Consider the following 24,862-nt stretch of genomic DNA (forward strand, 5'->3'; position numbering starts at 1 on the left):
TAGGACTTCAGGGCACAGGAGCGGTAATCTACATCTTTGACCGTTATGGCAAACTGATGAAACAGGTGAGTCCTGATGAAAATGGCGGATGGGACGGAACCTTTAACGGTAACCCGGTACCGGCAACTGATTACTGGTTCACTGTTACCTACCCTGAAACTTTGGGAACAACCGTGATAAACAAAGAATTTAAAGCACATTTCTCTTTAAAACGATAAGCACACACATGGTTTAAATAACTTTTAAAGAGTTTTTTTTAGTTGAAAAGCCCTGTATATTTTATTATATCAGGGCTTTTTTAAGGATCGATGAATTGGTTATTTATATTGATTGACTGAAAATTTGGGATGTCTTTATATAGATCGTACATACTATATTATAGGGTACTGAATAGTAGAAAGAATTAACGATAATGAAAAATCCCTGTTTTAAACAGGGATTTTTGTTATTTCTTAAATCGAAAGGTCTATTTGTCAAAAAATTATGCTTGATAATTCATCTTTCCAGTTAGATTAGAGACGGTAAAATCTCTTAAAAATATTTCATTCAAGACGGATTTTAAATCCTTAAAATTATTGGGTTTACATACATAAAGTGTGGCTCCTAGTTTATAGGCAAGATCCATGTGATCCTTATTGTTACTTGTTGTTAAAATTACGACAGTACAATTTTTAAGTTTTTCACTCACCTTGATTTCCTTTAGACAGGAAAAACCATCTTTAATTGGCATATTTAGATCAATAAATATAATGTCAGGTACTGGACCATGATCATTAATGAGCGTAGTCATAAGTTCTTCTCCATTATTTTTGATCTGTAGTTGGATTTCATTGCTTATTTCGCCTATAGCCTCTTTAAAAAACATTTGATCATCCTGATCGTCTTCAGCCAGCATTACTTTCTTCCTCATAATTGTATTTATTAAGTTAACGGCAATAGATTGCGTACAAAATTGATAAACATTATATAGTAAGATGAGGAGTAGTTTAAATCTATTTAAAAAGTATTATAATTTTTGTAGTAATACTTGTTTTAAATGTAAAAGGTGTAAGTGAAATATACGACTATTTTCTGCACGATACTACAAAAAATAAAAATAATTATTGTTTTTATGTTTAGAAAGATTTAAAAATCAACTTATTTAAGTTGTATCTAAGCGGTTTATTATGTGTCTTTTTTCTTTACACATCGACTGGATAGCCAGAAATCTGAGCTTCATGGGTTGCCACTAAAATCTGAGGAATAGGATCGTGCCACTAAGTTCTACGACATACTTTTTTCTTAAGTGCTTGAGGTCCTTGGGTACTTAACTTTTCAGCCTCTTTTTCAGCCATTTGGAAGCTAAGCTGCCACATTACTGAGTCTGATAAGGCATTAGTATATTCGTTCATTGCCATTAGCGGTTTGAAATACAGTTTTTAAGTTATATTAATTTCAATAGATGCTATAGAATCTTATCAAAAAAAAAGCTTCCGGAAATTCAAAAGAGTTTCCAGAAGCTTTATAATTAAAATTTACAATACTATTTTCTGAGTACTAATCTTTTAGTGGTTTCAGTTCCTTTATTTTCAATCTTTATAAAGTAAATTCCGTCAGCAAATTCAGCGATGTCCATATCTGTCCTGGACGAAGATGGTATTACTGTTTTGATGACTCTGCCTGTATTATCTATTACTGTTATTTTCTCTGAAATATTTTCGGTTTCAATAATAAATTGACCGTTACTTGGATTCGGGTAAATTTTCAATCCTTCCGAGTTATCCGAGTTGGCAATATTTTCAACATTTAATGTGTTGGTGCGATCATTATAAACGTTGTTGGTACCGTTCGTTTGGTTTATGTTAATGTAAAAACTGGTTTGATCACTGCATTTACCATTAGTATCATAAACAAATAATGTTTGAGAAGTATAAATTATAGTACCTGCCTCTAACATTGTTCCTGAGCCGTTAACATTGGTATAGTAATATCCGTTTGCTAACGTTGGTAAAGTGTATGAATCATATACGTCCACATCTTGCATAACCGGTAACGATGGAACATTGTCATATACTACTATTGTCATTGTTGAAGAAACAGCACATTGTCCTGAAATAGGAGTAAAGGTATACGTTGTAGTTGCTGTATTGTTTAAAGCTGGCAACCACGAACCGTGTATTCCATTGTTGGAATCAACAGGAAGTGCACTTAGATTTGATCCTGAACAAATTGGTGCTACCTGTGTAAATGCAGGAGTAATATATGGACTTGATGTTACATTAATTGTCATCGTTGTAAAGACTGCACATTGTCCCGGAGCCGGATTGAAAATATACGTTGTTGTCGCTTTATTGTTTAAAGCAGGCGACCATGAACCATGTATTCCGTTATCTGAATCTACTGGTAGCGGACTCATGTTTGATCCAGAACAAATTGGACCTATCTGTGTAAATTCAGGTGTAATGTTTGCATCTTTTACAATGATTGTCATTGTTGTTGGAAACGCACACTGTCCAGGTTCCGGAGTAAAAGTATACGTTGTAGTCTCTATATTGTTTAAAGCTGGTGACCATGAACCATGTATTCCATTATTTGAATCAACTGGAAGCTGGTTGATGTTTGATCCTGAACAAATTGGCGCTACCTGTGTAAATGCAGGTGTAATGTTTACATCTTTCACAATGATTGTCATAGTTGTTGAAAGCGCACACTGTCCCGGTGCTGGTGTAAAAGTATAGGTTGTAGTTGCCATATGGTTTATAGCAGGTGACCATGAACCGTGTATTCCGTTGTTTGAATCTACAGGAAGCACGCTTAGGTTTGATTCTATACATATTGGTGCTACCTGAGTAAATTCAGGCGTTATGTATGGATCAGATGTAACGTTTATCGTCATAGTTGTTGAAAGCGCACACTGTCCCGTTGCCGGTGTGAAAGTATAGGTTGTAGTCGCAGTATTGTTTAAAGCAGGCGACCATGAACCGTGTATTCCATTGTTTGAATCAACCGGAAGTGGACTAATGTAAGATCCTGAACATATTGGACCTACCTGTGTAAATTCAGGAGTGATAAATGGATTTGACCTTACACTGATTGTCATTGTTGTAAACACAGCGCACTGTCCAGGAGCCGGATTAAAGATATATGTTGTAGTTGCTTTATTGTTTAAAGCAGGCGACCATGAACCATGAATTCCATTGTTTGAGTCAACAGGAAGCGGGTTGATATTTGATCCAGAACAAATTGGCCCTACCTGTGTAAATGTTGGTATAATGGTAGGGGCTTTCATCTCGATTGTCATTGTTGTTGACAATGCACACTGTCCCGGAGCCGGCGTAAATGTATATGTTGTAGTCTCTATCTCGTTTAGATCAGGTGACCATAAACCATATATTCCATTGTTTGAATTTACAGGAAGTTGGCTAAGGGATGCTCCTGGGCATATCGGTTCTACCTGTGTAAATGTTGGAGTGATATTAGGAGTTGTAATTACACTAATTGTCATTGTTGTAGAGATGGCACATTGTCCAAGAAGAGGTGTAAAGGTATAGGTGGTAGTCGCCATATTGTTTAAAGTAGGTGACCATGAACCTGATATTCCATTGTTTGAATTGACTGGGAGTGGGTTAAGAGATGCTCCTGAACATATTGGTTCTACCTGTGTGAATTCAGGTGTTGCAGAAGTAGTACATGGTAGTACGCAGATAATAGATTTTACCCTGTTTATATTTGCTCCTCCACATGATGCATCAGTATGCATGAAAAAGCGAACAGTTCCTGAATTATTTTCAGATGACCAGGTTATAGGTGTAATACCGTGAGCCAGAACTGTATTTCCATCAGCACTTGTAACTGTAATATAATCTGTTGTTACTGAGCTTGTGAATATATATGTTTTATCTGGTATAATGGCAATAATAGAAAATTCACCTGCCCAGCTAGAAGTCGTTATTACTTCCGAAGATCCTGTGCAGGTAGGAGTGAACGTACTAAGCGGATATAGCCCTGAAGAACCTGAAGGCACAGATGTTCCATTACACGGAAGTGCAGTTCTGGTTGTGAAGCTGCCTGTAGTCCAGGTACTGTATCCCCCTGTAGTACATTTTACTCTTACCCAGTAGTAATATACTGTTGCAGGATTTAATTCCTGTATTCGAACGAACATTGAGGTTAAAGTTTTAATAGAAGAATCTGCTGGTGCAACATTTTGAGTGCTTATATAATATTGATAGGATTCAGCTGTTGTAACTGGCATCCATTCTAATGATAATGAGTTTGAAGTTAAATGATAAACATTAACTGTTTCGATAGCATTACAAACCGGATGAACACAACTAACCGATTTTGTTCTTTCCATTTGATCAATACCACAAGAAGCATTTGTATTCAAATGATAGCGTATCGTTCCAGACATAGCGTTTGATTTCCACACTAATGGGGTTGTTCCTGAAGCATAAACTACTAATCCGTTTACGTCTGTGATAGTAACATAATCGGTTTCAACACTGCTGGTAAACGTATATGTCTTGTTGCTAGCAATATTGACTTTTGAATATTGTCCGGTTTTGGCATTGGTGGTAATAACTTCATTATTACCGCTACAACTAAGATTGAATGTCTCTGATGGCCATAAACCGTTAACGGTATCGTTACAACCTAAAACTGGTACGCCACAGGTTATAGATCTTATCCTGCTTACAGATTGGGTTCCACAGTCTGAATTGGAATGGATGTAAAAACGTATTGAACCGGTTACTGTATCTGAAGGCCAGTTTAGCGGCGTAGTTCCATGCGCATATAAAACCGTTGCATCAGCATTGGTAATAGTTATATAGTCAGTAGTTACAGAACTTTTGAATATGTAGTTTGTAGATGGGATAATATTTACGTTAGAATACTCTCCGGCGTATGTCGATGTTGTAATAGTTTCAGAAACTCCTGTACACAGAGGAGTAAAATTATTATTAGGAAATAGTGTACCTGCTATACACCCTCCAGCAAAAGTGGTGAAGCTTCCACCATTTACCCATACAGAGTTTTGGTCACTACAAATCGAGCGTACCCAGAAATAATAGGTTGTTCCAGCAATAAGATTTGTATGATTAACATTTTTTGAAGTTGTTATTCCTGTCGTTGTCGGATAATTGTCTTCAGGAGCCGAGTTGACAGTTGAATAATAATATTGATAGCTGCTGGAGTTTCCTGTCCATGATAACCTTACGGATTTTGTATTTATATCACTTGCAGTAAGTGCTGATGGCGTAATGCATAAAGATGTTGACTTAATGTATTTTGATCTTGCAGAGCTTGATGAGCCGCAAGCAACCTGTGAATGCAGGTAATACCTAACAGGACCTGAAAATGAACCGGAGTTCCATGTTAATGGAGACGAACCTTTTGCTAATACTGCCGTTCCTTCAAAGTTAGTGATGGTAAGATAATCAGTAGAAATGGAACTTTGAAAAGTATATTGTTTGTCCGCCACAATATTTACGTACGAAAACTGGCTGGCAGCGCTTGCGTCGGTAATTAGCTCTAAGGCACCAGTATTGGCAGGGGTAAAAAATGTTGTAGGAAAAAATCCGTAAAATGCACCATTACAGCTTTGATAAATCTCGGCCAGGGTTTTAAAACTTCCACCGGAAACCCATGGTGTAACACCACCGCCGGTGCAGGATTTACGTACATAAAAGTAATATACGGTATTCGGCTGAAGCTGATTTGCGGTAATACTGATTGTTGAAGATCCACCAGTTGTGGTTCCTGTAGTAGGGGCAGCATCTGGCGAAGAATTTACAGATATTTGATAACTGCTTGCAGGTTCAAAATCATTTGAAGACCACCATGAAATTGAAGCTGACGTTGAAGTAATGTGTAGTGCGTATACTCCTACAGGCCATTCACACTGCCCAATAGGGGTACAAGTAATTGAACGTGTACGATTTGTAGTTTGTACAGCGCATGATGAATTTGAATGAATATAATAACGAATTCTGCCACCTCTAACGTACGATTGCCAGCTTAAAGGTGTTTTACCCGTTGCATATACTTCATCTCCGGCTTCATTTGTAATTGTAATATAATCAGATGCTACAGAACTTGTAAAAGTATACTGCTTATTCATCATGATATTTACATTGGAATATTGCCCGGCCCAACTGTCGGTTGCAATTTGTTCGGCAGCTCCGGTATATGCCGGAGTAAATGTTTCCTGAGGATAAAGCCCATTAGCGGCTCCATTACAGCTTAAAAACGCATTAGTTCTAAAAACTCCTCCTTCGCCTCGAATCCAGGCACTTTTCACTGTTCCACAAACAGAACGAACCCAATAGTAGTATATTGTATTTGCATTTAACCCATTTAATGGATTTATTGAATTTGTGGTTGTAGTTTTTGTAGCTACAGTTCCTGATGAAGGTGTTAAGCTAGAGTTGCTTACGTAAACTTCAAAGCCTCCATCGGGCAAAATGGATGGAGCAGACCAGCTGATTTTACAAGAATTTGACGTAATGTTTGAAGCCTGTACATTTTTTGGAGCTTCGCAAATTATTTCCGCACAAGTAACTAATTTAACTCTATTTATATTCTGAGTCCCGCAGTTTGAATTTGAATGTATATAATATCTAATTACTTCTGCTACATTGCTTGATGACCAGGCTAACGGTGTTGTGCCGGTAGCATAAACAGAAGTTCCATCTGCGTTTGTTATTGTAATATAATCGGTTGCAACAGAACTTGAAAATGTATATTTTTTTCCAGTTGCGATGGTAATGTTTGAGTATTGTCCTGCCCAACTGTCGGCAGCTATTTGTTCGGCATTGCCACTACATGCAGGGGTGAAAGTTGCTGTAGGGTATAATCCATAGTCAGCTCCATTACAGGAAGCAAATGAATTTGTTGTAAATGTACCTCCGTAAGTCCAAATTCCTTGTGCAGAATCGCATTTCGAACGGATCCAGTAATAGTAAGCTGTTCCTTGACTTAAGTTACTTATTAATTTATTAGCAGTAGTTGAAGATGCTGTTATAGTAACTGAAGTGGTAGGTGTTACATTTGATAAACTAACATAAATTTCGTATCCTGTGATTGAAGTTCCAGTCCAGTTGAGCTGGCATGAATTTGATGTTTTATTTGAAACATTCAATGCAGTTGGAGCATTACAGGCTGAGGTAAGAACCGATGTAATATATCTTGTCCTGTTACTATTTTGTGTGGTGCATTGAGCATTGGAGTGGAGGAAATATTTGATGGTTCCTGATATTGTTGGGATCCATGATAATCCCGATAATCCGTGAGCAAGAACAGTATTGTTACTATCTGTAATAGTGACATAATCTGTGGAAATAGAACTTGAAAAAGTATATGTTCTGGTTGTTAATATACCGGTCACTATACAATATTCGCCAGTATAAGCGTTTGAAGTGATTGTTTCAACGGTATCATTGTTTAGTGTTGGAAAATTATTTGTGGGATACTTTGAACCCGTAATACATTGCGCTATTGCCCCAGTCATAAAAAATAAAAAAGCAAAAACGCTGAGCAGTGTAATTTTTGTTTTCATAAGGTGTTGATAAGAATTTTTTGGTTGGTTTTGTTTAAGATATTTTCTGTTTTTTTGATTGGCTATTAAAAAATAAAATGTTTTTTAAAGAGTTTTTTATTTTAAAATAACTGATAATTAAATAGAAAAGTACGGAAGTAAATAATAATTGTTAATTCATAATTAAATAGTAATTAATAGGTTAAATCTTATTTTTTTAACATACAAACATAGAAAGTTATTTTTATTTAGTAGGTTATTTCTTGTTTTTTATCATTAAAAATCATGTTAGTTTCTATTTTCTAAGAATAATTAAATTATGAATCTTAATTATTCACTTTATGAATATTGGAGTTTGTTGTTTTCAGGGAAGTATGAAGTAACGCCTAAAGATGGAAAGTAGAAACGTTAGAAGAGTTTTGTATATTTATGGATTATTACAATTATAGAAAGATTGTAACATAAAAAAACAATGAAGTTTTTATTTTAAATATAACGATGCAGAACATCCAACATTATTTATAGAAGAAATAATTAGTACGCAAAACTTATCGCAAGAAGATCTTATTACAATGGGCTTTACTGATGATATGAATGGCTAAAGGAAAAACAGAATTCAAAAGACGCTATTAAGGTTTTTGAATATGCCGCTAGTATAATGCCTAATAATTATGATTTGTATGATAGTTTGGGTGTGCTTATTTTAAAAGTAATGATTGGAATAATTCTATTAAAAACTACGCAAAATGAAAATGCGATTGAAAAGATTATTAAATGTAAAGAGAAAAAAAACGAGTAAATCTCATACATCTTAAAATAGCCCACTATATAGTGGGCTATTGTTTTTTTAATATCTTAAGATTTCTACAAAGAAAGAATTATAATTTTCTGCTATCCCATTCTGGTTTCAGCTGTTAAGTCGTCTAGTTTGTATATTTACTATTTCCATTGTATAAATCTACGTGTTTTATGGATTGCCTGGCCGCCTGCTTTTACTTATTCTATTTTGTATTTGATAATCCTCCATCAACTAAAATTTCTATTCCGTGTATGTATGAAGCATCTTCAGAAGCAAGAAAAGCTACTGTTTTAGCAATTTCAGAGGGTTCACCAAAACGTTTAAATGGAAGTGTTGGTATAATGCCTGCTACAGCTCCTTCAATTTGGTCTGGTGCAAGCCCTGTATTATTAAAAATATTGGTTTTTATATAACCCGGACTTATTCCGTTTACCCGGATTTTTTTTACTGTGCATTCAGAAGAAAATGTTTTTATGAATGATTGAACTGCTGATTTAGCTGCCGAATAAATTGAAAAATTTTCTATCCCAAATCCTGTTACGAAAGACGTATTTAAAATTATAGAACTTCCTGCATTCATTATTGGTAACATTTGTTGAACTGTAAAGAACGTTCCTTTTACCAAGACGCTAAATAGTTCATCAAAGTGAGCTTCGTCCGCCGTTTCAATAGATGCAAACTTACCATATCCCGCATTTACAAATAATACATCCAGTTTATCGGTATGTATTTTAACCTGCGCTTGTAAATCTAAAATATCAGATAGTTTTCCTGCATTTGATACAAGTCCAATGGCATTTGAACCTAAATTACTTAGTGCTTTATCTACGGTTTCCTTACTGCGACCAGTAATGATTACGGTTGCACCTTCTTTAATAAATTCTTGTGCAGTAGCAAAACCCATTCCGCTTGTTCCGCCAGTAATTAAGGCTACTTTATTTTTAAATTTTTGCATTTCTATTATTTTAAATTCAAATGCAAAATTTCACATAGTTAAGCAGTAATAAAACCCGAAACTTGCTAAATGTATTCTGAAACTGCTTCTTAAGTTTTGTTGTATTTAATTATAAAATTTAAAAATTACTATATTTGAATTATTAGTACAGTAACAGAATTTACAATCCTGTATTATCAATCCGACATGTTGAAGTAGGCAAGACCTAATTTAATTATAAATGAATGTACAAGAACAAATCGATAATTATATTGCCAGTCTTCCTGAAGCAAAACGTAGTGATATACAAGAGCTACACCAATTTATGCTTCGAGTATTGCCGGAGTGTAAATTATGGTTTGACGATGGTAAAAACAGCGAAAATAAAACGGTTTCCAATCCTAATATCGGATATGGACTTTATACCATTAAATATGCTGATGGAAAAACCAGGGAATTTTTTCAAATAGGTATAAGTGCAAACAGCACCGGAATCTCTGTTTATATCCTTGGTATAAAAGATAAAACATATTTACCTCAAACGTATGGGGAAAAACTTGGCAAAGCGAAAGTTACCGGATATTGTATTAAGTTTAAAAACCTAAAAGACATAAACCTTGATGTACTTGAAATGGCAGTACGATATGGGGTTGTAGCTTCTCTCCTTGAGTAGCATTCGTTTTATTTAGGCAGTTCTTCTTCTATAATTAACCAGGATATAAATTGAAAAACCAATCAACCATGCGCCCACAACAACGGCAAAAAAGATCGCAATAATAGACGAATGTAGATAATTAGGTTCATAAAATAATCGCTCCAAAGTGGTAAATTTTTCTTCTAAAGCATTTCTGTCAAAATTATTTTTGATTCCGTTTAGCAGTTCATTATTATGTTCCTTATAATATACTACATCTTTTGCCAGATCTTTTGGAATGATATTAGTCTCAATTTTATACTTTTTAAGTAATGTATCTAACTTTTGGAAATTAGACAGCAAAGAATCCTGATTGTATTTATAAATCAATTTATATCGCTTTACCGCAGCATCATATTGTTGTTTTTCTATAGGAATTCCTTTTACAGGTTTATACAGAAAATTATTTTCAATAAATATGCAAATATCTCCATCATATCTCGGATTAACTTCCCTGCCTTTATAGATAATTTCGGTACTGTCTTTTATAACATTCTTCTTAATTATTCTCTCCAAAAGTTCTTTTTTACCAAAGCCAATACTATCCAGAATCGTACTCGTTGCAGCAGAAACTTTATTTAAATCTGTTGTCAGCATTTTCAATGTGTCAATACTGTAATACTTACTTTCAACGCTATAGTATTGATCTGAAACCAAAGTGCTGTCAACGACTTCAATAACCGGATAAGGTTTAGGATACAGGATATTAAGCGGATTAAACAATTTTTCAGAACTATAAGAAGTATAATTATATAAAAACGGATTTAAAGTATTCAGCAAAGTTTTGTCTTTATTCAATTTTGCCTCAGACAATTCTGATCTCATTTTTGCATTCATACCAAAACTATAACTCACAAAAAACGAAAAGCTCAAAAATGAAATCATGAGTAATACGCCACCAATTTTAAGCAAATTTCCAAAAGCAAACTTTTGCTTCGTATGATTTTTTAGCAAAAATATCAGGAAGAAAAGTAAAAACAATCCACTTATAAAAAAATGAGAAATAGACACGTCATCATAAAACTTAAATCTATAAAACTCAGTAAAGATGTTGATATTTCCTATTCCTTCAAACTTAAAATAGCCGTATAAAAAATAGCCCAAATGAATCAACAATAGTACTACAATAGACTTTATGAAGAATTGCTTTAATTTTTTATCCATTTTTTGAGAGATTATTCTCAAATATAAAGAATCCATTTCAAATAACGTTTCTGTCTTACGTAAGAATAAGATTCAGGCTTTAAAACTATTTAAAAATCAACGATCTTTAAGGTAGTAATTTCAAACTCAAATTTATTTTAGCTTATCATGATGTTGAGGTGATAATGAATTTAAATTTTTAAAAGAACCTCTCAAAAACACATGTCGTTTTGGGGATTAAAAAATAAACCAATTCCTTTTTTCAATGCTTTCAAATGCCTTGCCTTTTGAAGTATTGGACTTTTCCATATTACACCACCACCTATTGAACAACATATCGGGGTATTGAAATTCGAACTCATTCTCCATGGCAATAATTTCATATCAATCAGTGCTTTATTTGCTTCAGACAAACCTGCTTCTCTGGCACGTTGTAATGAATAATATAATTCTATTGGATCTGGATAAAAAGGCATTATTTGTTGCATTCTTTTTTGATCATTTCCAACCCAATTAAAAGAGCAACTTACCATTTCAAATATTTTGTCTGTATTTTGATTTATTATTTGTGCTTCCTTAATAAGAGTTGCTACATTTATATTTACACAAATATCAATTGGGTTATTCATTCGTTTCCTATCTAGCCACGTTGGATACATACCAACTTTAAACCACTCCATTCCAGAAACCCTTTGGTTTAATTGGTAAGGTTTAAGAACTTTATTTATTTGGTGTTTTAATTGATCTCTTTTCCAATATCCATTATGAAATAAAGCAAGTGAGCAAAGGGCTGTATCATCCGTATCTGGAGGTAAAAATTCTGGAATCCATTTTGGTTGTAAATTAACCGGATAAAATCCGAACATGCCTGAACCCTTTGGGTTTTCACAGTTTAACAGATAATCAACACCTCTTTTACATGCATTATGAATTTGCGTATCTTCATTAAACTCACTCAATATACTAATGACTAAAGCTGTTGTAAATGAGTTTTCGTCAACAAAATTTTCTTCAGAAACATATGCAATAGAGGGAAAGGCGCCGCTTGGTAATTGTGAATTTAAAATAAGGTTTATTAATTCTTTTTCAGTCATCATTACTACATCTTAAACATTAATAGGTGAGAGCCCTATCCAAGCTGCTGGTTTTCTTTTGGGTGGCATAACCAATCCAAAAATCCCATGATGAGAGGTAAAGCCGCGAGATCCTTTAAGTGATTGACTCATCTCGTAATATCCTTTTAGGTTCCAATTATATTTTGCGCCTAATGATAATATTCCATCTCTTACCCATCCATCAGGGCCAAATAATGTACTTGCAAAAGTATACAGACTGAAAGTGAATTCTGTGTCTGTCTCTTTTGAATAACTAAAACCCCAGGTAGATCCGGGTAGCTTATGCTTTATAGGTAATGACTGTGTCTCAGAAATCATCTCTAATAATTCTGAAGCTCTTTCAGATGCATTAATACGTGATAATAAGGTAGCAATTTCTAAAGGATGTAAATTTTCAATTCTATAATACACTTCGTATGTCCCTTTTTTTAAGTCTAATCCAAATATTGTAGGTTTTGCATTACGGTCTGGAATATTTAAAACAGGTTTACCACCTAAAATTTCTTCAGCAATTACATCTGCTTCTATTGCTGCTTCTGGCGGTACCTCAATATATAATTTAAAAGAATCCTCAGTATCACTATGTCTAACACCTATTTGTGCACCATAAGTGAGTGTTCCTTTTTTTTGAAGATTTGATATACGGGTAAAATAATTACTTTCTTGTAACTGTTCATTTAATCTTAATAATAGTGAAATAGAATATTCCAGACTATCTATTAAAGGTATGGTTGGTGGGGCAGGGCATACTGTATATCTAATGCCAGGTACTGTAAGAGAAAAAGCCGGTTCAAAAGGACTTCCTGTCATTGTTAATGCACTACTCGACAATGCATTTTTATCATGTGAACTTATTAATCCTTCCAATAAAATAGGTAGCACTATCCTAGCTCTTTTTGTAGCTTCTGGATATTCATTTTCCCAAACATCAAGAACTTGTTCATAATGCTGTGGAATATTAATTGTTTCGGTCATACAAATGAATTATAATACAAATGGATTAATTCTTAAACATATACTCTAATTAGCTAAAATAGTTTACCCATTGAATGAACAGTGAGTAAACTATTAAAGCAAACTAAACAGTTTTTCAGTTTTAAGATATATCTTCTAAAGCCATTTCGCAGCTCTTACTAAATGCTTCATGTCTTTCAAATAATGCTTTTGTTCTTGCATCAATTCCAGTATTTTCATCAACAATACGTGGTCTTTTTTGGATACCAGAAGTTGTAGGGGTTCCAGGAATTACTGGTAAATCTGTTTTTATAGTACTTTGTATAGTTGGCCAATAATCAGTAACTTTTGTATTAGCAGCATTATTTATATTCTCTGTAAAAGTATATTGGAAATGAAATTCCGGTACAGCATCTATATCAATATTTTCTGCAGCATAATATTGAACTGCCGAGTAATTTTTAATAAATGTAATTGTTTTTGAATTGTCTAATAAGTTACCCGGAGCTTTAGCATCGCCAAGAATAGTATTTCCAACCTGAGCTACCACACGATATACACCATCTTTTTTTGGATCAATAAAATTAACGTTAGAAGCATCAATAACAGCTGTTACCGTTTTTTGAGTATCACTAATAAGAAGTGTGTTATTTGTTCCTATGATCAATGTTTTTGGTATTGCTTTTTGAACATTTTTTCCATTTACCCATGTACCGGAAAAAACAATTGTTGCCATATTAAGGTTTTTTACAATTGCTTTAAAATCCCATGTATTAAATGATGAAGTATCTAAAGTATAGTTCCCCTGTTTATCCGGTTTAGATATGGCTTTCCACTGCTGGCTTAAATGAATGTTATTCTCATTATCATCAAAAGTTGCTCTTAGAACTACCGCTTTAACATCATCAGAAAATAATGGTAATACGCTCACATTTATTTCAGACAATGGATGATTAATTCTTTGCAATGAAGATGTTCCGTTTATGCCTTTAGAATAAAGTTTAGTCCCATCAGACATTAAAAATGTTAATGAGTATTGGTACACTTGATTATTGGCTGGATGTACTGAACGCAGTGTACTTGTAACAGTATCGTTCTTTTTATTTAAAATAAGTGTTTCATTTAAAATAGCTTCACCAGTACCAACTAACCAGTTCCAATCAACAGTTATTTCTTTTACTGTATTATCGCTGTTATTAGAATCTTCCCAATCAATATTACTGGCAGCAAAAGTAACGGCCATAAGTCCAAGATCTACCAAACTTATATTTACGATATTTAATTCTGATGTAATCCAGTCCGTACTTAAAGGCTGTGGTGTCTTTCCTGTTTCTTTTGATGTTGAATAAATAACATCATACTTATATTTATAATCTTTTTTAAAGGTATCTCCATTAAATTGCCCAGGCTTATTAATGCTCCATAAACTTTGATCAGCAGTTGAAAAAGTATGGGTAACAGATGGTACATCTCCATATTGAAAAGTAAGATTAACACGATCAATACCGTGTGCTGATAAATCTTCCTGAATATTAAAAGTTACATCCAATTCCTGTTGATTTACCTCAGAATATACTTTTTTCCAAGTTTCACTATCAAAAGGAGGTAAGCTACCTTCAACCTCAAAATACCATGGTACAACATTCGACGTTGTTAATGTATTAGTAAATGATGACACATTTTGTAGAGAAAAATCATTTGACGGATTTTTCATTAAATTCATTGCCATATTTATTGATTGCTCTACATCATTTTGCAATTGTTGATTAGCCCATGTTTTAACCATGTCCAATAATGTAGGGGTCAATCCTACACCTGGAGTAACAACAACTGTTGCCGCTTGTGTTTGGGTAAGCATTTCTTTAACAAACGTACCTATATAAACCTGAACTTGTTGTGAATGAGTATGTCCCCAAGTATCTCTTGAATATCTGGTTTCTGTTTTATACCTGTTCTCTTGCTGATATTGATATGCTAAGGTAGAATCAAATTTTGTAACTACTGTAACAGCTGGAAGACGCGTATTTGCAGAAAGATCATACGAAATACTAAATAATCCTCCACCAGAACCTGAATAAAATGCATTTGTAAATGCAGCAATTGCCTTTTCGTCAATTAGAGGAACACTAAATACGGCTTGTTGACTGCCAAAGTTTGATGGCTCACTTACTATCGAGGTAGTTTTACCATCTATAGTATAGGTAAAAGTTGCTCCACTTTGAATCCAATCAAATTGTGGAAATTCGGCATTAGGTATTTCTTTTTTTACTACATCCTTTTGAGTAGGATCAATCATCAGCTGCACAGAAAACCTGCAAAAGCCACTAATTTTCCCTCCGTTAGAATTATATTTTACGAGTGAAAATTGCGGTATATCTGTTCCTGATATTTTGGACAATACAACTTTTGGTGTAATATACCATGCATTTGAATTTGGAACATCATCTCCATAAATTGTAAACGATGGTTGTCCCGGAATACTAATTTGTTTTGTTTTTTGAATGTCTAACATAATCTTGTTGTTTATTGGATTAATAGGAATTGTTGGTTTAGTTGTATTTATATATAAATTACCCAGAACTACAGCATCATCCGGTTTGTATTCTGGTCCTAATTGTAAGTTGGTTTCTCCTGGAAAAATGAGGTTAGATTGCATAAATCCCCACACTTGGATCATTAAAGACGATTCAAGTTGTTTAACAATTTTAGAATTAAAAAAGACAGATAAACCATACCCGTCTGGTATTGGTTCATTAACTCCAATTGTTAAATTATTTTGTGCAGGATTGACTGTCGCTATAAATATTTGAAATATATTTTTCCCTTCATTGGTTGTCAAAACATTTATTTTAAATGCTTTAGGTACCATTTGAGGTATTTGACCTAATAAATCAGTTTTTATACTATTAATCACATAACTAACTTTATTAGTTAACAAATAGTTTTTTATTTGCAATTGAAGTTCATTTTTATCCTTTATTTCTAAAAACAGAGGTGAATTAAAACTTCCGGCAGGGAAATCAAGTACAAATTCTGTTCTCTTTTCATTAGCGTTAGTTGATCCTGTGATTGCCGTTAAAGGAACTTCACATATAAAATCTGTATTTGTTAGTTTTGTTTCTTTCCATACTAAATCCGGATCATTTGGATTGCAATCTTTTTTAGGGTCAAAGTTTGAAGCAACTACTTTTGAAGCAACACCAGAACTGCCAGTTGCATAAAAATGAACTTTTACAAAAGCTTGGTTGTTACTTAAAAAGAGTAGGCTTGGCTTTGCTAAAGTTGCATCAATTTTGCTATAAACAGCTAAATTTCCTTCTCCTACTGGATTTGGAAATAATTGACAATATGCTATAGTTATTTTTTTCCAGTTCTCATTATTACTTGACTCAAACTGTGCTTGAAATAGCTGATTGACTAGTTCTTCTTTTATGTTTAAAACGGCATCCCACTGATTTAAAATAGAACTACCTCTAGACATTTGATCAATTAAATTTGATATTGTAGCTGTTGTTCCCATTACAGTTTTAGTTTTGTTGACTTATTTTTTTTTCATTAAAAAATTCTGCTAGTGCAGTATTTAATGCGTTAATTAAATAGGTAATTGATGTATTATTGATATGCTCTAAATTTTTAGGAATGTATATATTTTCATAAGAGGCCGCAGCTTCTTGAAGTCTTACAATTTTATTGAGAACTGTATTTATCTTAAAACACTCTAAATCAATTTTATAATTTATATCAGACGTATTACTATAGAAATTTATCTCTTCATCGGGTATGGATAAATAACCAAACTCTAAGGACAGTGATAGCAAACATTCTTTGCTTTTAAGGTTTCTAATACGTTCTTTTTCAAAGTCATCCCATAGTGACAACAAAACATCAATCTCTTTTTCATCAGGAAAAATTGCTCCAGAATTTATAAATGTTTTACGCATTTTAGATAAACAGAATGGCTCAGGTATTTTTCTTTCATGACTTTTTGGAAGTTGATCTAATAAATTAACATTGTATTTTATTTTACCACTATTGAAATTATTATAAAGAATATTAATAGAGTCCATTTGCCTAAAAAGCACATAGAATATGTTTTCATGATTCGCAAAATCACTTGCAGTAGTAACAGATTCATCGTCATAATGATCTCTAAGTTCTTCATTGTTGTATGTAAATGAAAATCCTGCTATTCCGGATAGAATACCCTCAAATAATACTTTACATGATGGAGATACCGCATTGTTATTAAAAGTTTCTTTATATTTATTTACTCCTTTTGATACTTTTTCTTTAGCAAGATTAAGAGATAAGTCGAACTCCTTCATTTTATCTTTTAATGCCTGATGTAACTGATTTAGCATCGACAAATAAGATTCTGATAGCTTTATTTGATATTCTCTTATTTTAATGAAATTTTTAATTGTAAAAAGTTCCTTTTCGTCTTTAAAATCTAATATTCTCCCAACAATACTAAATTCTGGCTGCGTTATTATTGTTGCTATTTGAATAAAATATTTATATACTATTGTGAGTACATCTTCATCAAAAATAATTGAATAATCAACCTCAATCGACTCAACATCTGATAGATGAGATGCAAATAAATGTAATTTATTAATGTTTTTTATTTCTGAATCGGAAGACAATAGTGTTGCAATCCATTTAACAAAAGAAACTACTTCTTCCCGTTGTGTATTATTGGTTTTAGGACAAGCCAATTTAGCTTGTGTATTAATCAATGTAATATAGATGCAGGGGAGTAGGATTTCTATTTTATTAAGGTCAATTTTGTGTATATCCTCTTTTATGAAAATTTTCAATTCAGAGTCATCCTCTTTGATACTTGAAAAACGCAAGCCATTAACTATGGTATCCTTTTTTGATTCATCACTGTTTTTTAAAATCAATATTCCATCCATTTGCTGACAAACAATTGGGACATTATCAAAATCAGTATCTGAAAGCAATAGAGAAGATGCTTTATTAGATAGTGAATTTGAATCTAATAATTGAGTTAAAATGTTGGGACGAATATCTTGTAATGACAGCGTTTCATGTAACGATAGTATTCTATGGCAGCTATTTATATTTTTTTTATTCAATTTAGCTGTATGAAAATCTTGTTCAGTTATTTTATCGCCATAAATAAAATTATTATCGTCAAAACAAAAAGAACGTGTTTCATTTAAAACTTTTAAATCTATTCTATCAATAGTTTTAGTCATTCTCCTGATAGGTGATTGAACTATAGTTCCCCATCGTTGAATTAATGCTCCTTTTAAAATTTTTTGAAAGTTAATAGCTCTAAAATATTCCATAAAACGCGCTAAAGATGTTAGTTCGATTTTTATGGGAATGACTAAAGTTAACTTTGAATTAAGTAATTTTATTAATCTCTCATCAGCATTAAATATTGCCATTAAACTGTTTCCGGTTATGCTGTTTGAATCTTCCCATAGCCCTTGTTTAGTTATATCAGCAAGGCCATGATCTTTTCCAAAACTAACTATATCTCCTACAGTTTCTGCAAAATTTTCACCCGTAAAAAATTTAAAATGAAGTGCTTCTGTTCCCATAACGGCTTTACCTTTTCCTAATTCATTCCAGTATTCATAAGTTTGTTTTCCTATATGGTCTTTCAATTCTATTACTTGTAACAATTTATCGCCGATCTCAATTGCTGAAATAAAATGGGTTCCATAATTATAAAATGATTCTAAATATTTTTGACTTTGGGAAACTGAAACAATAGTATCATGCTCATCATTTTCCTGAACACGCGTACCAGGTCTTAATTGTCTTGATTTTACTTTCCAATCATTTGTTAAATGTGTGTCTCTATCAAAATATGCCCGACTAGGTTGAGCAGTAACTTCATGTTCTGCTTGAATTTTTATTCTTGATAATTCAAACAACATGTAATAGCTGTCTTTTTTTAGATTTATTTTAAAATCATTTTCATACTGTTTAAAGTAATTATCAATAGTTTCTCCGAACATATCAGGAGAAAGTTTATACTCATTATCTTCAGAAAATAGTGGGCATACTTTATAAAGAGCAACCTGATCTAATAGCGATTCGACTCCATTATGAACTGTTACTTGCAGCGGATCCCAGGTAAAACTATTTTTTGAAAATTCATTTAATTCAAATTGTTTTAAAGCTGTTTCTTCAGGTTTTTTAAATTCATTAAAGCCAAATTGATTTTTATGCAATAGTGATAAGAGATTTATGGCCTCCCCAATTTTAGGAAGGCCATTCTCTTTTATATTTAACTTGGAATTATTTTTTATCATCAACAAACTTATTGAACGTTCCAAGTACAACTAAGTCACCAGGTACGTATGCACTTTTCATTTCAATAAAATTATCGGTTGGAAATAACAAATTATATAAAGCAAATACTGAAATTGGAGAAAACTTAATTCCTCCCATTGAATCTTTTAATTTTTGCGGTACTTGTTCTGAAAGTATATTTCCAACCTGAATTTTTAGATCATTATCATTACATTCACATGGCCCTGTTGGTTTTAAATCCGGTGGGGTAACTGTAACTGTTGGAGGAGTACTTGCAATTTGTATTTCTTGCTGTTTACCAGAGTTAATAACCTGTAAAGGATAATTTCCTGTAAGTTTCACATTAACATCTACACTGTAACTATTCCAGGAACCCCAAGAACAATTTGACCCAAATTCTGATGCATAACAAGTATATCTTCTGTTTTGGAAACCTACATTTTGATTAGCCTCATATGTAAGTTGAATACCATTTTCTATTGTTGGTGTGAAAGTTAGATCTTTAAGTGGCCAGACAATCGTATTTCCGGAAGCATTTATTCTGGTTTCACTGCTACCTGTATTATTAAATTTGGCTTCACCTGAAACGGTTCCTGATGTTATTTTTGCAGACCATGTAGTAAAATCATTTTTAGGGATAACAGGGGCAACCTGTATATTACTTGTTCCACGATTAAAACTATCAACAAAAATATTGTTAAACATTATTTTGGTGTTGATCATTAATGAATTATGATATCCATCAGGTATTGGTTCGTTTACATTTATAGTAAGGTTGCTTTGTTGTTGCCCCGTAGTAGTTATAAATACCTGTAAAATATTTTTTAAACTATTAGTGGTTAGAACATTCAACTTGAATTTTGTAGGCTGTAAAGATTTTAATGTTGTTGCATCATTAAAAACAACTGTATTAATTAAATATTTAATCTCACTGGTTTCAAACCAATTTGATAGTTGTAAATTCAATGTGGCATTATCTGTATCTATATTTAAATTTTCAGCAATAAAACTTCCTTTTGAAAAATCTAATATGACAGAATGTGAATCATTTTTATCTCCTTTTTTTCCATCAGGTAATATAGGTTCTACCAATCCCTGTACCAGCCCTAAACCAACTGTTCCAACTAATTTTGGCTTTTTTGAAACATCAATAATTTTCTTCTCGCCCCATTTTATTTCTGGATTTTCAATGTTCAAAGGTATTGGACATGCCTGATTCTCTTTAGGACTAAACATAGAACCAGTCTGAATAAATCCACTTTGGATTAATTGTGTAACTTTTACGTAATTACTATTATTTCCTTGAAATTCTAATAAAGGCTGAGCCAAATTAACAGAGAACTTTGTATAGTTAAAAATAGTTCCTGGAAAACTAGGAATTGGGGAAGGAGAAGGCACACAAAATCCTACTTCAACGACCATTGGTTTTTGTGTAGGGTATTTTTCTTCGTATTGCTTTGCTAAAAATTTATTAACAGGCTCTTCTAACATATTAAGTACGCAATCCCATCCTTTTAATACTCCTTGTGCCTGATTCATTTGCTCAAGCATATTCTGTAATGTTGCATCCTGTGGAGTTGCCTCATTTAATTGTGGAGTTGCAGACTTATTCTTTAGAGGCTGTACTTTTTTTGCCATTAGCAACATAGTTTTAACTAAATCACTATGAGACATCTTATTAGCGGATTTGCCTTTAAGTGCACAAAATCTTGACAATGCATTTTGAGCCAAAGCTTCTATTCTAAATGAAAGCACTATGTCTACAAATTCATTTTCACCAAAATCAATGTTTTCGTTTACCGGTAATTCTGGCATAGTTACTTGCCAGGTTGATAGTGGCGTAATATGTGTAATATCTTTAGCGATAGCCCCGGTTTCATTACCAAAAATTGGTTTATGATTATCTGCCTGATATTCAAATGGGCCGAAATATCTAGCCATGGTATTAAAAACTAATGGTTCTCCTGATGGATTTCTATCCTGGAATGGGTTTCCAAGACAAGAAAGATCTAATCTGTATTTTCCATTTTTAGATCCTTTTATCTGAGGAACATCAACCACAACCTGATTAATTCGGATCATGTTGTAGGGTTGAAATTCTTTTGCACTCGGTTGTATCGTAAATTCATAAGTGTTCCCTTTAGTAAACTCTTTTACAGGCACACTTTTTATGATATATTGTATAGGATCATTAACAACAAATGGGGGAGGATTAAATGCTTGTTTTGCAGTAATTATATTAGCCTGCTGACTAACCATAACAAGGTGCAAGCTATTTAAATCGAATTTTTTTATTGGTGTAGGGTTTGCTAGTAATTCAAACTGTACAGCACTATCCTGTAAAATGAGTGCTTGGGCTAATGATCCAAGTACCTGGTTTAGTTGTGACTGAACATATCCGGTTAAACTTAATAAGTCTACTTCAGAAAGATTAGGTTTTGTTGTGCTGCCATAATTTAAACCTTTTACGATTTTATTAAGACGGTCTTTTTGATCCTGATTAATTTTAGACTGTGCCTCATTCAGCATGATTTCGGCATTTATCTGAGCAATTTTAGATTGTGCACTAATCATTGCCTGTGCTCTTAAAACTAATATTTTAAATGCAGCAACATATTTAGCTTTGGCCCCAGCCACTTCAGAAGGTGTACTGGCAAGTGATGCCTCAAAGTTGATGCCCATTTCTGACCACTCCAATGAAGAAGGCATATCTAATTGAGCTTTTGCTAATTGATCTAAAGTATTTGTTACTGATACAATATCTTTAACCGATTTTTCAATAGTTTTTTCTAGATCGTATATTTTAGTCGTTACATTAAGTATTTTTTGTATTTTTTGAGCTGTACTTCCTAAACTCGCAAGAGCACTTATCGAAGATGAAGGAATAACAATTGTTGACCCGACTGCCATAAAAGCCATACTGATGTCGATAACAGCTTTTATGATTAAGGTAGTTTCATAATCTACCATAGCCTTTTCAAAATCCTGTTTGGCATAACGAACAGCCTTTTTCTGATCTTCCACTCCTTTAACAAGGCTGGAGAAACTGGATATGGTAGATTTTAGCTCTCGTTTTTTTGTATTAATGATATTATCATAATTAGCAGCAATATCTCCTTGATTTATAGCAACAGCATCAATATACTCTTTTAATAAATTTCCTGATTTCTTTATATTATCATTAATTTCTTGAGCATTTGTAGCTGCAAGCTCAGCATTTTTCTGAAGTTCAATTTTATTTTGATAATTATAAATTGTTGCATTTAATGAACCTGCCGCTTTAGACATTTCATCTATATATTTCTCATAACTTTTATAAGTTAAATAAGGAACTGTTACTCCTTCTTCTTCTAAATTACCTGCTACATGCGCTAAATATGATGCTCTAAGACGTACGGTAGCCAGTTCAGAAGAAATAGTTTCTGTATTTGGTATTATATCTGTTAGCCATACCAAACAATTATGAGCGAGATCCTGTGCATCTTTAGCTGTATTTCCTCTTGAATACAATAATGTCTGACAAGTAACAATTGAAAAATTTAAATTTTGGGATTGATTAGTAAGTAATACTGAATCCTGTTCGCCAAATAAATCAGAGTTAATTGTAATGGTGCTACGATCGCTTTGATCTTTCGAGGTGTTTGATATTAACACAATACCATCTATTACTGTTTTTTGTTCTGTAGCATTTGTATACCCAATGGTTAATGCTCCATCCATTTCTCCACACGCCATTTTTATATTATTAAATGCCGTTTTACTTGATAATTCAATGGAAGGTGGAGCATCTGGTCCTGTGGTATCAATTAAGTATGAAAATAATGAAATAGCTTCACCAGGAATTGGTGTTGAAGACTTCTGAGATTCCATTACAACGCTCCATGAACTAAAATCTTTTACAATTTCTCTGTTAGTAAGTTGTATTTTATCTAAAGCCAAGTGACCATCATAGACATTAACACTTGGTGTTGCTATTGTTGATACCCAGGCTCCTGAGTTAGATAATAAATTTTTCCATTGATAGCTATTTTGTGTAGGATATGTTACACGTATATTGTGTCCATATTTTTGTAACATAGCTCCTTTAAACAAACGATTCCAGTAATTTCTACCTTTCTCAGATTTATCAACAGGAATAAGGTTTCCAATTGGCGTTAACTCAAAAGAAACTCTAACTACAGATTTAAAATCAGTTAGCTGAATTTTTTCAGGATTATTAAATGCTGAAAAAATGGAATTACCATGTGCTCTGTTAGCGTCATTCCATAAACCTGCTTTAAGTGAATTTTGAAAAACACTATCAGAACTAACAATATTGATATTTCCCAATTGAGTTACATAACCCAATTCGACTCCTGTAGATGAGTTAAATGGCGTCGTATAATATTGAAAAGAATTAGCTTCGATTCCATCTACGTATCCTTTTCCTTCCGAGCTTGCATTAAATGCATTTGTTAGTTCAACAAAAGTCTTACTATTATATGCAAAGACTTGAAAAATTCTATCTCCGGCAGTAATCTTAGATACATAATGTGTACCAACAGTATTATAAGAATTTATAAATTCTTTCGCGTTAGTCGCATTTAATTTACCAGTACTATCAGAAAACATTTCGTTAAGACTATTAACCGCTTGCTCTGCTTTTGGTGTAAGGTGCTCGTTAGCATTTCCACCGGTTCCTGCAGTATAATTGTGAGATGCGCTACCAACCGATCTATTCAATTCGACCAACATAAATAAATTTTGAACAGTAAGATCTACACCTAAATAACTTGATAATTCAGTAATTACAGCTGATTTATTTAAATCTTCAATCAAAAGAGGACCAGATGGTAAAGAAAAGGTACTTAAATCTCCTGTTAAAGGGTTTATAGTATATGGAAATACTGCACTTAGCAAACTATTTACATTGCTATGAATAGTTATTCTGGGTAATTGCCAATATGCTTTATCATTTGGAGAAATAACAGCATCTATTAGTGGTAATGGTTCAATAGCTGGTGTGAAAAAAGGAGAAACATTAGATGTTTTAGTACTAAGTCCAGTTTTTAGACCGTATAAAAGATTTGTTGCCTGACCTAATTTTATTCCTTGTAAAATATAAGGTTGTACAGTGTTCTCTAAAAAACTTAAATCATCTTCTTTGTATGAAATAGTTTGATGGATATTTGATTTTTTAATTATAACATTACTCATTTTTTTATTTTTAGTTGGTTAAGATGCTGAAAATATTACTCTTATAAAAAAGAATGATTTCAAAACTAATACTATTCTTTAAAGAAAATATGCGTATTTCTACCTGAATTATAAGCAATAAAAAGCCCGTATTTTTACCTGAATGATGAGCCAATAAATTTTTGATTATTATCGTTTTATCAAGAATTAATTCTGTATTCTTATCTATAAT

General features: G+C 32.9%; 11 protein-coding genes and 1 pseudogene. 2 read left to right on the forward strand and 10 right to left on the reverse strand.

Annotated features, from left to right (window positions below):
- The coding region (locus EPI11_RS18175) for a T9SS type B sorting domain-containing protein (RefSeq protein WP_128391418.1) at positions 1-218 on the forward strand (218 nt) is incomplete at its 5' end.
- Between the two features lie 263 nt (positions 219-481).
- Here EPI11_RS18175 and EPI11_RS18180 read toward each other — a convergent pair.
- The 4 genes and pseudogenes from EPI11_RS18180 to EPI11_RS18195 form a co-directional block, all read right to left on the reverse strand.
- Positions 482-910 (reverse strand): response regulator, encoded by a 429-nt coding sequence (locus EPI11_RS18180; RefSeq protein ID WP_128391419.1) that lies wholly within the window; start codon positions 908-910, stop codon positions 482-484.
- A gap of 280 nt (positions 911-1,190) precedes the next feature.
- Positions 1,191-1,416: pseudogene (locus EPI11_RS19190) on the reverse strand (FAD-dependent monooxygenase); the annotation flags it as partial.
- A gap of 106 nt (positions 1,417-1,522) precedes the next feature.
- Positions 1,523-7,540 carry a fibronectin type III domain-containing protein gene (locus EPI11_RS18190; RefSeq protein WP_128391420.1) on the reverse strand — a complete coding sequence of 2,006 codons (6,018 nt, stop codon included), beginning with the start codon at positions 7,538-7,540 and terminating at the stop codon, positions 1,523-1,525.
- 980 nt (positions 7,541-8,520) lie between these two features.
- Complete coding sequence (locus EPI11_RS18195; protein WP_128391421.1) at positions 8,521-9,273, reverse strand: SDR family oxidoreductase; 753 nt, start codon at positions 9,271-9,273, stop codon at positions 8,521-8,523.
- A gap of 220 nt (positions 9,274-9,493) precedes the next feature.
- Here EPI11_RS18195 and EPI11_RS18200 point away from each other — a divergent pair, with 220 nt between their 5' ends.
- A complete protein-coding gene (locus tag EPI11_RS18200) occupies positions 9,494-9,925 on the forward strand; it encodes a DUF1801 domain-containing protein (RefSeq protein WP_128391422.1) in 432 nt (143 codons plus the stop codon).
- A 12-nt stretch (positions 9,926-9,937) separates the two neighbouring features.
- On the opposite strand, the gene EPI11_RS18205 is transcribed toward EPI11_RS18200, so the two are convergent.
- From EPI11_RS18205 to EPI11_RS18230, 6 genes are all read right to left on the reverse strand, one after another.
- The gene (locus tag EPI11_RS18205) at positions 9,938-11,110 is read right to left on the reverse strand and encodes a hypothetical protein (RefSeq protein WP_164879212.1); all 1,173 of its coding nucleotides are present in this window, start codon (positions 11,108-11,110) and stop codon (positions 9,938-9,940) included.
- Positions 11,111-11,301: 191 nt separating this feature from the next.
- Positions 11,302-12,186, reverse strand: coding sequence for a prenyltransferase/squalene oxidase repeat-containing protein (locus tag EPI11_RS18210; RefSeq protein ID WP_206619142.1), 885 nt, complete (start codon positions 12,184-12,186; stop codon positions 11,302-11,304).
- 9 nt (positions 12,187-12,195) lie between these two features.
- Positions 12,196-13,179, reverse strand: a complete 984-nt coding sequence (locus EPI11_RS18215; RefSeq protein ID WP_128391424.1) for a hypothetical protein — start codon at positions 13,177-13,179, stop codon at positions 12,196-12,198.
- A gap of 121 nt (positions 13,180-13,300) precedes the next feature.
- The gene (locus EPI11_RS18220) at positions 13,301-16,678 is read right to left on the reverse strand and encodes a hypothetical protein (RefSeq protein ID WP_128391425.1); all 3,378 of its coding nucleotides are present in this window, start codon (positions 16,676-16,678) and stop codon (positions 13,301-13,303) included.
- A gap of 7 nt (positions 16,679-16,685) precedes the next feature.
- The gene (locus EPI11_RS18225; RefSeq protein WP_128391426.1) at positions 16,686-19,454 is read right to left on the reverse strand and encodes a hypothetical protein; all 2,769 of its coding nucleotides are present in this window, start codon (positions 19,452-19,454) and stop codon (positions 16,686-16,688) included.
- The gene (locus tag EPI11_RS18230) at positions 19,441-24,651 is read right to left on the reverse strand and encodes a hypothetical protein (RefSeq protein ID WP_128391427.1); all 5,211 of its coding nucleotides are present in this window, start codon (positions 24,649-24,651) and stop codon (positions 19,441-19,443) included. Before EPI11_RS18230 ends, EPI11_RS18225 begins: the two co-directional genes overlap by 14 nt.
- Between the last annotated feature and the right edge of the window lie 211 nt (positions 24,652-24,862).

It is taken from the genome of Flavobacterium cerinum (genome assembly GCF_004028155.1).
Classification (GTDB): domain Bacteria; phylum Bacteroidota; class Bacteroidia; order Flavobacteriales; family Flavobacteriaceae; genus Flavobacterium; species Flavobacterium cerinum.